The organism is Streptomyces sp. NPDC057137, assembly GCF_042670825.1.
Lineage (GTDB): Bacteria > Actinomycetota > Actinomycetes > Streptomycetales > Streptomycetaceae > Streptomyces.
Map to the genome: position 1 here is coordinate 50,799 of NZ_JBHUUW010000013.1, position 14,770 is coordinate 65,568.

Below are 14,770 nucleotides of genomic sequence, written 5' to 3' on the forward strand. Positions count from 1 at the left end.
TACCCAAAGGCACGGTTTGCGCAGGTCGAGGGCTTACTGTTGCGCCGGGACACGAGCCCCGGCACGGGAACGGGCGGGACGAGGGACGGCACGCATGACGGAGCAGCAGCAGACCATCGACGTCAACCGGGGCGACCCCGCGTACCGTGCCTGGCTCAAGGAGGCCGTACGCAAGGTCCAGGCCGACGCCAACCGCTCGGCCGACACCCACCTCCTGCTCTTCCCGCTGCCCGAGCGCTGGGGCATCGACCTGTACCTGAAGGACGAGTCCACCCACCCGACCGGCAGCCTCAAGCACCGCCTCGCCCGCTCGCTGTTCCTGTACGGGCTCTGCAACGGCTGGATCCGCCCCGGCAAGCCCGTCATCGAGGCGTCCAGCGGCTCGACCGCTGTCTCGGAGGCGTACTTCGCGAAGCTGATCGGCGTCCCGTTCATCGCGGTCATGCCGCGTACCACCAGCCCCGCGAAGTGCCGGCTCATCGAATTCCACGGCGGGAGCTGCCACTTCGTGGACGACTCGCGCAGGATGTACGAGGAGTCGGCGGACCTCGCCGCCGAGACCGGCGGGCACTACATGGACCAGTTCACGTACGCGGAGCGGGCCACCGACTGGCGCGGCAACAACAACATCGCCGAATCGATGTACCAGCAGCTGCGGTTGGAGCGCTACCCGGAGCCCGCGTGGATCGTGGCGACGGCCGGCACCGGGGGCACGTCGGCGACCATCGCCCGCTATGTGCGCTACATGCAGTACGACACCATGGTCTGCGTCCCGGACCCGGAGAACTCCTGTTTCTTCGACGGCTGGACCCGCCGCGACCCGCAGGCGTGCAGTGACCGCGGCTCACGGATCGAGGGCATCGGCAGACCCCGCATGGAACCGAGCTTCGTGACCGGAGCGATCGACCGGATGATGAAGGTGCCGGACGCGGCGAGCATCGCCGCCGTACGCGTCCTGGAACGCAACATCGGCCGCAAGGCGGGCGGTTCGACGGGCACCGGGCTGTGGAGCGCGCTGAGGATCGTCTCCGAGATGGTGGCCGACGGCCGCAAGGGCAGTGTGGTGACGCTGATCTGCGACCCGGGCGAGCGGTACCTCGACAAGTACTACTCCGACGACTGGCTCGCCGCGCAGGACATCGACGTCGCGCCGTACACCGCCACGATCGAGGACTTCCTGCGGACGGGCGTCTGGCCGAACTGAACGGCGCGGCACGGCACGGCACTGAACGGCGCGGCACTGAACGGCGCGGCACTGGACGGCCCGGCACGGCACTGGACGGCACGCGGCGCTCTGTTTCCCCGGGGTTTCCGGAACGCCCGTGACCGGCGTGCGTTGTTGCGCCCCGGTAAGAAGATCGCGACGTTCGCTCGCGACCGCTGACGCGCCCGCGAAGCCTCCGTACAGTCACTCCGCACCGGCCGGACCACCCCTCCGGACCTGGCCTTTCGCCCGCACGATCACCGTGCCGGAGGCCGCCCGGGACTTCGGGACCCCAGGTCCGTGTCCCGCGGTGGGTGCGGCACGAGCACAGGAGACGCCATGAACGCCCCCGCCTTCGACCCCGGCGACGCCAGGAGGACCCTCGTCGCGGCGCTCGGGCGCCGCGGCTTCCTGCGCGCCGCCACCGCCGTGACCGCCGCGTCCTCCGCGGCGGTGGCTCTCTCGCCGGGGCAGGCGCGGGCGGCCGGGTCCGGCAGGGCCCCCACGACGCCGTTCCCGAAGGAGATCCTCCAGCCCGGCAGGGGAGCGGTCCACGGCAAGCACTACCTGCCCTCGCTGCCGGACCAGGTCCGCTGGGGATACGTTCCCGCGCTCGACGCGCAGCCGGTGCTGAGGATGCGCTCCGGGGAGACGGTGACCGTCGACTCGCTCTCCCACGAGGGCCTGCTGGAGGACCAGGGACGGGACCCCGTCGCCTACTTCGCCGGCCACGGTGTGCGCGCCGATCAGGTGCTCCGCGACGGGATCGCGGTGGCCGGCGACTACACGAGGAGTCCCCGCGACTTCGACGTCGACGGCCCGCACGTGGTCACCGGCCCGATTCACGTCAAGGAGGCCCGGCCCGGCGACGTACTGAAGATCGACATGCTCTCCATCCTGCCGCGGGTGCCCTACGGCGTCGTGACCAGCCGCCACGGCAAGGGCGCCCTCGCCCGCCAGTCCGACGGCTCGGCCCCGGCCGGGACCACGCTCGGCGAGGTCATGCCGCCGGTGTCGACGGACGGCCGGCCCGACGACGACCCCGCCGACTACGGAAATGTCTCGCACTTCACGCCGGTCCGCCGGGGTAAGGGCCAAGCCCTCAACGGCGTGCTGCCGGTGGGCGGTTCGGGCGAGGTGGCGTTCCCGCTCAACCCCCACATGGGCATGATGGGCGTCGCCTACGCGGCCGGGGACACGCTCACCGCACCGCAGCTCAACTCCATACCGCCGACCCTCGGCGGCGGCAACATCGACATCAACCTCCTTACCCAGGGCGCCACTTTCTACCTTCCGGTCTTCGCCGAGGGCGCGCTGTTCTACACCGGCGACCCCCACATGGCCATGGGCAACGGCGAGGTGGCGCTCACCGCGATGGAGGGTTCCCTGCGCACGACCTTCCGGCTGACCGTATGCAAACGGGGCTCCGGCGACGCCCCGTCCGTCGCCTTCACTTACCCCTTCGCCGAGACGCCCGACGCCTGGGTGCCGGTGGGCCTGTCCGACCCGGACGGCATCCGGAACGGCCAGGTCGGCGACCTCGACATCGCCATGCGACGCGCCGTGGTCAACGCGCTCGACTTCCTCCAGCACGATCTGGGCATGAGCCGCTCGGTGGCGTACGCCTATCTCTCGGCAGCCGCGGACTTCCAGGTGTCGCAGGTCGTGGACCGTACGGTCGGCGTACACGGAGTGATCAAGAAGAGCCACTTCGACGACAGGCACTAGGGCCTGTCTTCAAAGTCCCGCCTGGCCCGCGACGCCTGGCACGGCACCTCGCCACGTTGTCGGAGTCATGCGAGTACGCCCAGTACGAGCATGATCCTCCGCCTTGCGATGCACCGCACCAGACGCCGCGGGCCCCGCCCTGCGGGCGGACGGCGCTACTTTGACGACAGGCCCTAGCTGTCAGCGCCAGGAACTCAGGCCGAGGATGCGGCTGTTGAGGGTGCGGGCCTGTTCGCCGGCCCACTCCGCCGCGAGCGACGCTGCCCTCTGGGCGGCCGGGATCAAGCCGGGGGCTTCGCGGCGGATTCAGCGGACCGTCGGGGCCGGCGGTGAGACCGCCTCGTACAGTTCGGCGGCGGTCTGGGTGACGAGGTCGGAGAGGGTCGCGTCCGGGTCGGCCAGCCAGCGGGACGTGGCGCGGCGGGAGACCGCTATGGCCACGTCGATGATGAAGCGTGCCTTGCCGGGCTCGACGCCGCGGTGTTCGAGCGCCCGCGCCAGCGCGTGGGCGATGTCGGCGAGTTTGATCAGATCGCGCTCGGCCAGTGCCGGGCTGGCGGCGATCACCCTGACGCGGCGCAGCAGGAACTCGCGCGACTGAAAGACCTCGTCGGCGGTTCCCAGCGCGGTCAGCAGCGCCTCGATCGGAGTGAGGCCGGGGTCGGCCGCCTCGACCCGGGCGGCAAGGTGGGCTTCGAGGTCTTTGCCGGCGAAGAGGACTTCCCGCTTGTCGGGGAAGTAGCGGTAGAAGGAGCGCTCGGTCAGACCGGCGGTGCGCGCGATCTGCGCGACCGTGGTGCGCTCGAACCCCTGCGACTCAAAGAGGTTGAGCGCCGCGCGCTCGAGCCGGCCCTGTGCGTCTGATTCCCATCTCGGCATGCCCACCAGGATATGACAGCAGAGACTGCCGTCGCGGCGCGCTATGATTGATGACAGCAGATGCTGTCATCACGTAGGAGATCGTTATGAAGGCTCTTCAGTTCGACCGGTTCGGGACCCCGGACGTGATCGTGCTCCGCGAGGTCCCGCAGCCGGAGCCGGGACCCGGCCAGATCCGGATCGCCGTACGGGCGTGCGGTCTGACGCCGGGCGACTGGGCGGTGGTCGACGGACTGCTCGCCGACCGGTTGCCGCCACTGCCGCGCGGGCTCGGCGTCGAGATCGCGGGCACCGTCGACGCGCTCGGAGAAGGCGTCATCGACGTCGAGATCGGCGACCGGGTGTTCGGCCCGGCGGCCTTCGACGGCCCGACGGCCGGGGCCGCCGAGTATGCGCTGATGGCGGTCTGGGCTCACGTTCCGGAGGGCGTCACCGCCGAGCAGGCCGCCGCGCTGCCGATGGCGGCCGAGACGGCATGGCACGCGCTCGACGACCTCGGTGTCCAGCCGGGTGAGCTGCTGCTCGTCCATGGCGCGGGTTCCACCGTGGGCGAGGTGGCGGTGCGCTTGGCGCTGCACCGGGGTGTCCGGGTGATCGCCACCGCCGGGCGGACGCGGGCCGCGGCCCTGGAAGAGATCGGCGCCCGGGTGACCGGCTACGGCGACGGCATGGCCGAACGCGTCGCCGCACTGGCCGGAGGCCGCGTCGACCGCGCCCTGGACACGGCCCCGACCGGTGGCCGGATCGACCGCGCCCATCAGGCCAGCCCGGCGGGCGGCTCGCTGCCGACCCTGATCGGGCTGACCGGTGACTCCGACCGCGTCCTCACCGTCTCGGACTTCGCCGCCGCGGCCGAGCTGGGCGCCCGGGTCACCCAGATCGAGATGCGCTACGACCGGATGAGCGAGTTCGCCCGGCTGGCCGGCGAAGGCGTCCTCGTCGTATCGGTCGCCCGCACCTACACGCTCGACCAGATCCAGGAGGCCGCCGAGCTCAGCCGGTCCCGGCGGCCCGGCGGCAAACTCATGCTCGTCCTGTGATCGGGTTACTGGCCTGGTCGGAGGCCATCGCGTGAGGTTCGGGAGTCCGTACCCCGTCACGCCGCCGCTACGACGTCACTTCGCGTCCCGCTCCGGCAGGGGTGAGTAGCGGCTGGGACCGGGAGTCCGGCCCTCCGGGGCGTAGTCGCAGTCGAGACTGGAGATCTCGTAGTCGTCGCCCTCGTTCTGCTCCTGGTCGACGACCACCGACGCGGTGCACGCGCGGCCGTGCCCGTCGGTGAACGTGACTATCTCGCTGTAGTCCGTCGGGGCGCTGCATCCCGCGAGCAGAAGCGCCGCTCCGGCGCAGACCGCCGCGCCGAACCCCCGTAGCCATTTCATCCGTTGCCCCTCCGCGTCCGTTTCCGCCGACCGACTCGGCTGCCGCGCCACACCGTAGCCGTCAGCGACGGTACGGTCACCGTGTCCACGGCGTACAGCTCATGGGGCGCGGGGCGTTCAGCGCACCGCGGGGAGTTGTTCGCCGTCGGTCAGCCTTCCCGTCAGGTTCACGGAGCTGTCCCGGGGTGCCCGGACCGCCAGCGTCCTGCCCCGTTCGTCCGCCCGGACCGCGCCCGTGGCCGTGATCCGTGTGACGTCGCGGCTGCCCGCCGCCAGCAGGAACCAGGTGCCCGACGGCGCCCGCCAGTGCGTCCCGGCCAGCACGTGCTGGCCGAACCTGCTGCACGACGCCGTGTCCCGGTCCTCGGCCACCACCGTGCCCGGTTCGACGGGCGACGAGGCGGGCTGCTGGAACTGCACCATGATCCGGCCGGGGCCGCGCCAGGAGTCGGCCCGGGTGCAGACCCATGTGGACCGCGCGCCGGTCTCCGGCAACTTCTGCTCGGCGAAAGCCCAGTTGTTGACCGCCCGTACGCCGGATCCCCGCAGGCTCCTGAGCGAGCATGCCGTACGTGCCCAACTGACCAGCGCCGTATCGCCGGTGGCCTCGCGCGGCTGACGCGCGGGCGCGCCGGTGCCCGGCAGCGGGGTGTACGTCAGATGCGCCGGCGAGAGGTCCCCGAGATCGGTGACGAGGAACGAATGCCGCTCCACGATCTTCTCCGAGGAGCGCAGTCGCAGCACCGGCCAGGACGAGCAGTCCTCGCCGGACGGCGGCGCCGGCACCGGACCGGTGACACCGTCCTTCGAGACGTCCAGGTCCCCGGCGGGCGTGTCGGGCGCGAGCAGGTCCCGGGTCGTCGACTCGGCGATCCACGGGGCGAGGAGATAGCGCACACCGTCCGGACCACGGCTCACGACGACGGCCGCGGCCGTCGTCACGTCGGCGTCATCCGTACGGGCGAAGTCCAGGGCCGGCGCGCCGTCGCCCGACAGCGGCTCGGCGTACCGCGCGACGCGCTGACCGTCGTGCAGGAGGACCACCGCGGCGCCGCCCACCTCGCCCGCGTACAGCAGGCGCGGCGGCTGCGCGGGCGGCACCGTGCCCGTTCCCGTGGTCGCCGAGACCCGGACCGCCGGGCCCGGCCCGCCCCAGACCCGCAGCGCCCGCTCCAGCAGTGCCGCGTCGCCGGTACGGTCGCCGCGCGCCGGCCAGACGGAGAAGTCCACCCGCGAGGTGTCGGACCAGGCGTCGTCGTCCGCCCGCTCCAGAAGCGCCGGGTCCAACGCCCGCGCCAGGGCGGCGCCGTCGGCCCTGCCCGCGACGGCCGGCGGCTCCGGCCTGTCGTGGTCCGGGATGGCCAGCAGCACCGAGGCCGCCAGCGCCACGACCACGGTCGCCGCGCCCGCCACGCGCGTACGGTGCCGGCGCCGCAGCAGGTCCGTCGGCCGGGTCTGCACCGTGCACGGGTCGAACTCCGGTGCGCCCAGCAGAGCTTCGGTCCGCCCGCCGCGCTCCGACGCCAGCCGCTCGGCGGTCCGCAGGGCGCCCGCCGGGTCCCGTACCCCGGCCGCCGTCAGCAACGCGCGGACCTCGGCCGGGGCCATGCCCTCCAGCACGCGCAGCGCCAGCGCGGCGCGGGCGGCCGATCCGACGGCGAACAGCGCCTGGTCCAGGGCCAGTTCCTCGCTGCCGCCGGCGCGCGGGAACAGCCGCAGCCCCGCGACGGCGGGCAGCCGCGGCAGTCGCCGGGAGACGAACGCGCGCCAGTTGCGGGGCCGCCCGTCCCGGTCCAGGGCGTCCCGGACCACCCGTTCACGTATCCAGGCGAACGCGGCACCCGTCGTGCCGCGCTGCGCGGGAACGGGGGAGGACACGTCACCCTTGCGCGACCGGGGCAGGACACGCTGGACCACGGCGTGCGCCGCCAGAACCCGCCGGTGGCGGCCGAGACGTGGCGGGAGGGTGAGATAGGCCAGTCGTACGAGCCGTGGATAGTGCTCGACCAGGGCGGCCTCCGCCTCGTCGACGCCGGGTCGCTTCCCTGGCAGGGTGTCGTCGGTCGCTCGCCGGTGTGTCGGCATCGGGGCTCTGCCCTTCCGAGGTGCGGATGCGCGGTCACTCGACGGGGAAACGAGTGAATCGTGCGAACGTCACACCGGCCGTGCGGGCGGCTCTCGGACAACTGCCCGACATCTCACGGGAGTCGAGCGCGCTCAGCGCCCCTGACCACCCAGAAGACCGTCGACGACCCGGCCGAAGACAACACGTCCCGTCCGCGCGGTCACCCGGTCGAGGAAGCGCGGCAGGAAGCCGACACGCAGCTCCTCCGCCCAGCACACCAGCGTGCGACCCTCGGGCGCCGACGCCGACGGCGTTGCCGCCTCAGGTGCCGTCTCCGTGATCTCGATCTCGGCCCAGCCCGTGATCACACGGCCACGCTTCTCCAGCCGGCAGCGCCCGGGACTCCCCGCCCCGGGCGGCTCCCACCGCACGACCTCCATCGGGTCGTCGAACCCCAGCCGCCCGAGTCCGGTACGCGCCACGAACACCGTCCCGGTCCCGGTCGGCCCCGGCGTCTCCACGCGGATCCGCGTCAACGGCACCCGGCGCCCGTGCGCCGGCCAGTCGGTGATCCGTCGCCAGGCCTCGTCGGCGGACAGCGCCGTACGGCGTGCGACACGGAAGACGGTCACCGGTCGGCCGATTCCCCGGCGACCACCAGGCCGGGCAGATGCTCCATGATCTCCTCGCGCACCTCGGCCGACAGCCCCGCGTCCGTGACCAGGGTGTCGACCTGGTCCAGCGTCGCGAACGAACTCAGGCCCACCGTCCCCCACTTGGTGTGGTCGGCGACGACCACCACCCGGCGCGCGGAGCGCACGAAACGGCGGTTCGTCTCCGCCTCGGCCAGGTTCGGCGTGGACAGACCCGCCTCGGCGGAGATCCCGTGGACCCCCAGGAACAGCACGTCGAAGTGGAGCGAGCGGATCGCCTGGTCGGCGACCGGGCCGACCAGCGAGTCCGAGGGCGTACGGACCCCACCCGTGAGGACCACGGTGGCCGCGCCCGCGCGCTGACCGCCCGACGTACCGGCGGGCCGCGCGGCGTGGAACACGTCGGCGACCCGCACCGAGTTCGTCACCACCGTCAGATCGGGCACGTCCAGCAGATGGTGCGCCAGGGCGTACGTGGTGGTGCCACCCGACAGCGCGATCGCCCGGCCGGGCACGGCCATGGCGGCGGCCGCCCGCGCGATGTCCTCCTTCGCGCTCAGCTCCAGCTCCGACTTGGCCTCGAAGCCCGGCTCGTGCGTGCTCGCCTCCACCACCGGGACGGCGCCGCCGTGCACCTTCTCGATGACGCCGAGCCGGGCGAGCGCGTCGAGGTCCCGGCGGACCGTCATGTCGGAGACGTTGAGCTTGCGCGTCAGCTCGTTGACGCGGATACCGCCGCGCCGCCGTACCTCGTCGAGGATCAGGGCCCGTCGCTGTTCCGCGAGGAGGTTCTGGTTGTCGCTCACCACCGGGGCCTGTCCTTCCACGTCGGCGTCGTGCGCGGCCGCCGTACACAGCTGATCATCAGGGTTCCTCATCCTCCCACGCTGTTGGGCCCCGTACGCAGGTGTCGGCCCGCCCCGGCCCGGGGAGGTTCGCTGAGGGCGGCGGCCACCGCCCGCCGGACGCCAGCTGAGAGCGAGTCACCGACGTGTCCCCTGAGCCCCCAGTCCGCCGGAGCGACGGCGCCGCGCTCGAACTGCTGGTCCACGGGGTCGGCGGCGCCACCCCGCAGGAGATGCTCGCCGATCCGTACACGGTGCGGATCACGGGCGACGAGACGGCGGCCATCTACCGGCGCCCCGTCGACGAGGAGGCCGAGGCCCACCCCGAGCGGTACGAGGACGGGCCGGTGCCCGAGGCGTACTGCTGGTCCAACCTCACCTCCGGCAACGGCACCCGCGCCCTGTGGCTGCTGCTGCTTCCCTTCATGGTCGTCAACCTCGCGCACTGGATGCGCCCGGCGACCAACGGACTCGCCAGGACACAGCGGCTGTACGGAGTACTGGTACGGCTGCTCGCCCTCACGCTCACCGTGCTGCTCACGGCCGGCGCCTGCGAGGTCGCGCTCGACCTGGTGGCCTGGCAGTGCGCGGGCGCCGCCGGCTGCGCGGACGACCGGGCCTGGCTCGGCTTCCTGTCCGCCGCGCGGGACGGCTGGTGGGCGCAGCCCGGCCGCCGCCTCGCGCTGGCCGCGCTGCTGCCGGCCGCGCTGGTGGGTCTCCTCTGGTATCTGTCCAACCGGACCTGGAGCGCCTACGAGGCCCAGCGCCCGCCGACCGACACCGGTCCGGGCGGGAGCCTGCCGGGGCCGGGGCCGGGGCCGGGGCCGGAGCAGGAGGCCGCGACCGCCACCGACGCCACGGACGCCTACGAAGGACCGGCCGAGCCCACCCCCGAACCCACCCCCGAGGCAGGCCGCGCGCCGACCGTCCGCCCCGCACTCGCCAGGCCCGGCTTCTGGTACGGCCGCCGGCTCGTCGCCCGGCTGCGCGCCGCGCACACCGCCGCCGGATTCCTCACCGTCGCGGGCGCGGTCACCGGCGCCGCCGCCCGCTACGACCGCGGCACGTCGAGCGCCGCCCGCGAGAGCGTCGGCTGGCTGCTCCAGGCAACTCTCGTCGCCGGCGCGCTCGTTGTGCTCTGGGTGGTGTGCAGCAGGGGCCGCAGCGAGCGCAGGCGCGACGGCACGCTCGACAAGGCGCTCATCAGCCGGCTGCCCGCCGGCTCCCTCGTGCTGCTCGGCCTCGCGGTCGTGTACGCGGCCTGGTCCCGACCCGGCTGGCACTCCTCCGGCACCCTCCCTGGCGCCATCACGTTCCCGGTGCTCGTCCTCGCCCAGGGAGCCCTCGTCGTCGCACTCGCGGCGGCGGCCCTCGTCCTGCACCGCCGCGCCCCGCACGCCAGGATCGCGCTGTACGGCCTCGGCGGCCCCGCCGTCGCCATGCTGGCCTGCGCCCTGGCCGGAGTGATGACCGGCGGCGTGGCGCAGCGCGTCGGCGACTGGCTCGACGGGTCTGGCACCCCCGGCATGGGGGAGGGCTCGATCGCCGGACCGCCGGTGCTGCTGAGCTGGCAGGCGGCCGTCATCCCCGTGCTGCTCGTGCTCCTGCTGATCCCGGTCGTGTTCCTCGCCGTACGCACCGTGCGCACCGGCCGTCGTCTCGCGCCCGTCGTGGAGGCGGAGTACGGCTCGCGGGAGAAGCAGGTCACGCCGGACTCCGTCCGTACCCGCCGGATCGCCGGTGCCCGCGCCCGCGCCGAACTCACCGACGCGGCGCCCTGGTTGGTCGGACTCGTCTCCGGCGCGACGCTCCTGCTCGGCATCGGCGCCGTCCTCGGGGCCTGGCTGAGCGGGGACGTGCCGGGCCGGGCCGCCGAGGGCGAGCCCGCGCTGATCCAGTCGATCGCCGACACCGCGCAGGCGCTCGGCTCCTGGCTGATCGGCCTCGGTTTCATACTGTTCGTGACCTGGGGCCGCCGCGCGTACCGCGACCCCTCCGCCCGGCGCACCATCGGCATCCTCTGGGACGTCGGCACCTTCTGGCCGCGCGCCTCGCACCCCTTCGCGCCGCCGTGCTACGCGGAACGCGCCGTACCCGACCTCACCTGGCGGATGGCCTCCTGGACATCCCGCACCGGCGGACGCCTCGTCATCTCCGGCCATTCGCAGGGCAGCGTGCTGGCCGCGGCCGCGGTCTGGCAGCTGCGCGAGGGCACCCGCCACCAGGTGGCGCTGCTGACGTACGGCTCACCGCTGGAGCGGCTGTACGGCCGCTGGTTCCCCGCCTACTTCGGCGCCGCGCCGCTCGGTGACCTGGGCAGGGAGGTGCACTGCTGGCGCAACCTGTGGCGCGCCACCGACCCGATCGGCGGCCCGGTCCGCCTCGGCGGCGAGGGCGACGAGCCGGCCGTGGACCACGGGCCGCTCAAGGACCCGCTCGCCTACGGCCGCACCGAACGCCACCCGCTGCCCGAGCCGATCCTCGGCCACTCCGACTACCAGGCCGATCCCGACTTCGCCGTCGAACGCGCGGCGCTGCTCGACCGGCTGCCGCCCGCACTGCCCGCGCAGCGCGACGGAGCCGCCACGGAGCGGCGGAGTCACGGCAGTTCAGGCAGATCGTCCGCGTAGAGGAGCGTCAGGTCGTCCGTGCTGGTCTCCGGCAACTGGGCGACCCTGCTGGCGTGTTGCTCCACCATCGACTCGAACGTCTGCCGCGCCGTGCGGCCGTTGCCGAAGGCCGGCCCCTTGGGCAGCGCGGCGAAGTACTTCAGCAGCGCCTCCGGCGTGCCCGCGCCGAGCCGGTACTCGTGCTCCTCGGCCTGCCGCTCCACGATCCGCAGCAGTTCGTCGGCCTCGTAGTCGTCGAAGGTGATGGTGCGTGAGAAACGGGACGCCACACCGGGGTTGACCGCGAGGAAGCGCTCCATCTCCGCCGTGTACCCGGCGACGATGACCACCACCGCCTCCCGGTGGTCCTCCATCAGCTTCACCAGCGTGTCGATGGCCTCACGCCCGAAGTCGCGCCCCGAGTCCTCGGGCGACAGCGCGTAGGCCTCGTCGATGAACAGCACGCCGCCACGGGCCCGGTCGAAGGCCTCCTGCGTACGGATCGCGGTGGAGCCGATGTGCTCACCCACCAGGTCGACCCGGGAGACCTCCACGAGATGACCGCGCTCCAGCACTCCGAGCGAGGCCAGGATCTCGCCGTACAGCCGGGCCACCGTCGTCTTGCCGGTGCCGGGGGAGCCGGTGAAGACCAGGTGGCGGCGGGCGGAGGCGGCCTTGAGACCGGCCTGCTGCCTGCGCCTGCCGACCTCGATCATGTTGGTGAGGGCGCGGACCTCGCGCTTGACGCTCTCCAGGCCCACCAGCGTGTCGAGTTCACCGAGGACCTTGCCCGGTTCGCGTACCGGCTCGGCAGGCGGCGCTTCCGGCACCGGCGTCGCGCTCTGCGCCGGGACGGAGCCCAGCAGCCCCGTCGTCTGCGTGGCCGTCAGAGCCGCCGTCGGCTGCGGCACGGCGGCCAGCACACCGCTCTCGTCGCTGGTGCAGTCCTCCACGGTCGGCCCGGCCCCGGAGCCCTCGGCGCCCGACGGACCGCCGTCCGGGAACTCGTAACCCCCGCGCGCGCAGCGTTCGGTGCGACAGCGCGTCAGCGTCGTACGGCAGCCGTCCATCACATGGAAGCCGTAGCCGCCGCTGCCCGTCACCCGGCAGTCGTGGAAGGTGCCGCGGCCCTCGGCGGAGACGTAGAAACCGGCCTCGGCGGGCGAGGTGATCGTGCAGCGTTCGATGGTGGGGTCGGCGCCCTTGGTGACGATGACACCGGTCTGCACACCGTCGATGGTGCAGGAGTTGAGCGTGCCGCCGCTGCCGTGGTCCCGGAACCACGCGCCGGTGGACGCCTCCCTGATCCGGCAGTCGTCGAGCTGCGCCGTCGCGCCGTCGCTCACCGACACGGCCGTGTTGCGCACCTGCGACAGGTCGCTGTCCACGACGTCGGCGCGCGAGCCGCGGTCCAGGACGAACAGCGCGTCCGGTACGTCGTGCACGCGGCACGAGTCGAGGACGACGGTCGCCCCGTCGCTCACCCAGACCGCCGGGTAGTCGCCCGTACTGTCGTGGATCTCGCACTGGTTGGCGTCCACGCGGGTGCCCGGGTCCCAGACCGAGAGACCGTTGCGGCCGAAGCGCCGCACCGTGGAGCGGGTCAGTGTCAGCACGGAGCGGGAGCGCAGATCGACCGCGTTCTCCGGGATGTCGTGGATGTCGCAGTCGGAGAGCGTCAGCACCGCGTCCGTGTCGAGCGTGATGCCGTCGGCCGATGTGCGGTGGACGCTGGAGTCGGTGAGATGGGCGGCGGCGCGGGCGGCGATCTGCACGCCGGTGCCCTTGATCTCGTACACCTCGCAGCCGACGGCCTCCAGACCGCTGCCCTCGCCGGTGACGGTCAGGCCGCCGCCCGAGGCGTGGTGGATCCGGCAGCGTTCGAGCCGGGGATGTGCCCCGCCGCGTACGGAGACGCCGGACTGCCCCGCCGCGACGACCTCGCAGTCCTCGAAGACCCCGCCGGCGCCGTCGAGTACGGCGACACCGACCCCGGCCGGATTGTCGACGGTGCAGCGGCGGACGGTCGGACGCGCCGCCCCGCGCACCTCTATGCCGGCGGCCGAGCGCGTGACGATCCGCAGATCCGTCAGCTCCGGGGTGCCGTCCTCCACGAGCAGCGCGGGCGCGGTGGTGTCCTGGCCCTCCACATGCAGGTCGTGGACGGTCGCCGACGCGCGCACCGTGAGCGGTACGCCGTCCGGCGGCGCGATCCGCACCGAGCCCGACGAGCCCTCGGGTCCGCGCAGCGTGACGGCGCGCGTGACGACGAGATTCTCCCGGTAGGTGCCCGGCGCGACGGTGAGTATGTCGCCGTCGCTCGCGGCCTCCAGGGCCGCGGCGAGAGAGGCGTACTCGCCGGTACGGCGGCGCCAACGCGAGGTGCCGGTGTGCGTCACCTGGACGGTGCCCTGTGCCATGGTGTTGTTCTGTCCCCACCTCGTGCGCCTGCGCGTGCTGTGCCGACCGGACCCGCTCGGGGGTCAACTCAAGGAAGTCCCGGCCGCGACAGAGGACCGGGTCGCACCACCGTAGCGCGCGCGGCACCGGTGAGTTGACCCAAGAGCGGTTCCGGTCAGCTTCCCGCGCCCGTACGGCCCCAGTCGGGACCGGCCTGGGCCCAGGCCAGGTCGAGCCGCGCGTACCGGACTTGGTGGAGTCTCCACACCACCAGCCGTCGGACGGCCTCGACCAGACCGGCGACGCCCGCGGCCACGCCGAGCCCCGCCAGCACGGCGTGCGTACGGGCGGTGGCGAGGTCCGTCGGACGCTTGGCGAGGTGCCCGCCGCCGTCGGTCCAGACCGGGAAGGTGTCGCCGGCCCGGAGGGTCTGCGGGGCCGAGTGCACGAGCCGGGTGTGCCGACTGCCGTCCGGCGCCGTCCACTTGGCGATCACCGGCTTGCCGGAGTCGCGCTGGGTCGGGGCCTCGGGGTCGGACGCGACGCGGGTGGGCGCCTTGGCGGGGCGGATCATCATGGCTTGCGTGCGGTGCCGGTCCTCGTGCTGGGCGTGGATCGTCCGGCGGAACGCGTCGTCGGTCAGCGCACCCGAGATCCAGCCGATCGCCGGCACGGCGAGAAGCATCAGGAGCAGGGCGCCGAGCGCGACCCACGCCTCGACGAGATCGGTCTTTCTCCGCAGGGGGTTGTGCCGCCAGCGCCGGAGCCCCACGACCGCTCGCATCGTGTCGTACCCCTTCCGTCTTCCGTCCGTTCCCCTGTCCGTCTTAGCCCCACGGAGGCCCGCTCACGCACAAAAGGGCGGAAGGGAGAGCGAAATCACCCGTCCGTTCGACGGGTCGGATCCGGGTCGCCGTCGAATCGGCGGTGCCCGGGCAAGGGTACGCGGCGGTGCGCGCCGGGGCGCTCGTGCGTGTCAGCCGGACCTCCACCCCGAGGTGGCGG

The 14,770-nt window shown here is 73.1% G+C and carries 11 protein-coding genes; 4 read left to right on the forward strand and 7 right to left on the reverse strand.

The window, feature by feature from the left end:
* Positions 1-94: 94 nt before the first annotated feature.
* Positions 95-1,204 (forward strand): PLP-dependent cysteine synthase family protein, encoded by a 1,110-nt coding sequence (locus tag ACFT9I_RS13910; protein WP_382563882.1) that lies wholly within the window; start codon positions 95-97, stop codon positions 1,202-1,204.
* A gap of 339 nt (positions 1,205-1,543) precedes the next feature.
* Positions 1,544-2,932, forward strand: a complete 1,389-nt coding sequence (locus ACFT9I_RS13915; RefSeq protein WP_382563884.1) for an acetamidase/formamidase family protein — start codon at positions 1,544-1,546, stop codon at positions 2,930-2,932.
* A 306-nt stretch (positions 2,933-3,238) separates the two neighbouring features.
* Here the strand turns inward: ACFT9I_RS13915 and ACFT9I_RS13920 are convergent, their stop codons facing one another.
* Positions 3,239-3,811: a TetR/AcrR family transcriptional regulator gene (locus ACFT9I_RS13920; RefSeq protein ID WP_382563886.1), complete on the reverse strand. Its 573-nt coding sequence runs from the start codon at positions 3,809-3,811 to the stop codon at positions 3,239-3,241.
* Positions 3,812-3,897: 86 nt separating this feature from the next.
* Between ACFT9I_RS13920 and ACFT9I_RS13925 the strand changes: the two genes are divergently transcribed.
* Positions 3,898-4,851 (forward strand): NADP-dependent oxidoreductase, encoded by a 954-nt coding sequence (locus tag ACFT9I_RS13925; protein ID WP_382563889.1) that lies wholly within the window; start codon positions 3,898-3,900, stop codon positions 4,849-4,851.
* Between the two features lie 75 nt (positions 4,852-4,926).
* On the opposite strand, the gene ACFT9I_RS13930 is transcribed toward ACFT9I_RS13925, so the two are convergent.
* The 4 genes from ACFT9I_RS13930 to ACFT9I_RS13945 all read right to left on the reverse strand — a co-directional run bounded on the left by ACFT9I_RS13930 (position 4,927) and on the right by ACFT9I_RS13945 (position 8,717).
* Positions 4,927-5,193 (reverse strand): hypothetical protein, encoded by a 267-nt coding sequence (locus ACFT9I_RS13930; RefSeq protein WP_382563891.1) that lies wholly within the window; start codon positions 5,191-5,193, stop codon positions 4,927-4,929.
* A 117-nt stretch (positions 5,194-5,310) separates the two neighbouring features.
* The gene (locus ACFT9I_RS13935) at positions 5,311-7,278 is read right to left on the reverse strand and encodes a hypothetical protein (protein ID WP_382563892.1); all 1,968 of its coding nucleotides are present in this window, start codon (positions 7,276-7,278) and stop codon (positions 5,311-5,313) included.
* 132 nt (positions 7,279-7,410) lie between these two features.
* Positions 7,411-7,890, reverse strand: a complete 480-nt coding sequence (locus tag ACFT9I_RS13940) for an SRPBCC family protein (RefSeq protein ID WP_382563894.1) — start codon at positions 7,888-7,890, stop codon at positions 7,411-7,413.
* Positions 7,887-8,717, reverse strand: coding sequence for a DeoR/GlpR family DNA-binding transcription regulator (locus tag ACFT9I_RS13945; RefSeq protein ID WP_382564035.1), 831 nt, complete (start codon positions 8,715-8,717; stop codon positions 7,887-7,889). The genes ACFT9I_RS13940 and ACFT9I_RS13945 overlap by 4 nt, the downstream gene beginning before the upstream one ends.
* Before the next feature lie 185 nt (positions 8,718-8,902).
* Here ACFT9I_RS13945 and ACFT9I_RS13950 point away from each other — a divergent pair, with 185 nt between their 5' ends.
* On the forward strand, positions 8,903-11,386 hold the full coding sequence (locus ACFT9I_RS13950; protein ID WP_382563896.1) for a hypothetical protein: 2,484 nt from the start codon (positions 8,903-8,905) through the stop codon (positions 11,384-11,386).
* Here ACFT9I_RS13950 and ACFT9I_RS13955 read toward each other — a convergent pair.
* Both ACFT9I_RS13955 and ACFT9I_RS13960 read right to left on the reverse strand, forming a co-directional pair.
* Entirely contained in the window at positions 11,356-13,785 is a 2,430-nt protein-coding gene (locus tag ACFT9I_RS13955; RefSeq protein WP_382563898.1) for a right-handed parallel beta-helix repeat-containing protein, read from the reverse strand. The genes ACFT9I_RS13950 and ACFT9I_RS13955 overlap by 31 nt on opposite strands.
* Before the next feature lie 155 nt (positions 13,786-13,940).
* Positions 13,941-14,549 (reverse strand): hypothetical protein, encoded by a 609-nt coding sequence (locus ACFT9I_RS13960; RefSeq protein WP_382563900.1) that lies wholly within the window; start codon positions 14,547-14,549, stop codon positions 13,941-13,943.
* Between the last annotated feature and the right edge of the window lie 221 nt (positions 14,550-14,770).

Coding starts and splice junctions, on each gene's coding strand:
- ACFT9I_RS13960 (WP_382563900.1), bottom strand. CDS start 14,549: ATGCGAGCGGTCGTGGGGCTCCGGCGCTGGCGGCACAACCCCCTGCGG.
- ACFT9I_RS13915 (WP_382563884.1), top strand. CDS start 1,544: ATGAACGCCCCCGCCTTCGACCCCGGCGACGCCAGGAGGACCCTCGTC.
- ACFT9I_RS13925 (WP_382563889.1), top strand. CDS start 3,898: ATGAAGGCTCTTCAGTTCGACCGGTTCGGGACCCCGGACGTGATCGTG.
- ACFT9I_RS13910 (WP_382563882.1), top strand. CDS start 95: ATGACGGAGCAGCAGCAGACCATCGACGTCAACCGGGGCGACCCCGCG.
- ACFT9I_RS13935 (WP_382563892.1), bottom strand. CDS start 7,278: ATGCCGACACACCGGCGAGCGACCGACGACACCCTGCCAGGGAAGCGA.
- ACFT9I_RS13955 (WP_382563898.1), bottom strand. CDS start 13,785: ATGGCACAGGGCACCGTCCAGGTGACGCACACCGGCACCTCGCGTTGG.
- ACFT9I_RS13920 (WP_382563886.1), bottom strand. CDS start 3,811: ATGCCGAGATGGGAATCAGACGCACAGGGCCGGCTCGAGCGCGCGGCG.
- ACFT9I_RS13930 (WP_382563891.1), bottom strand. CDS start 5,193: ATGAAATGGCTACGGGGGTTCGGCGCGGCGGTCTGCGCCGGAGCGGCG.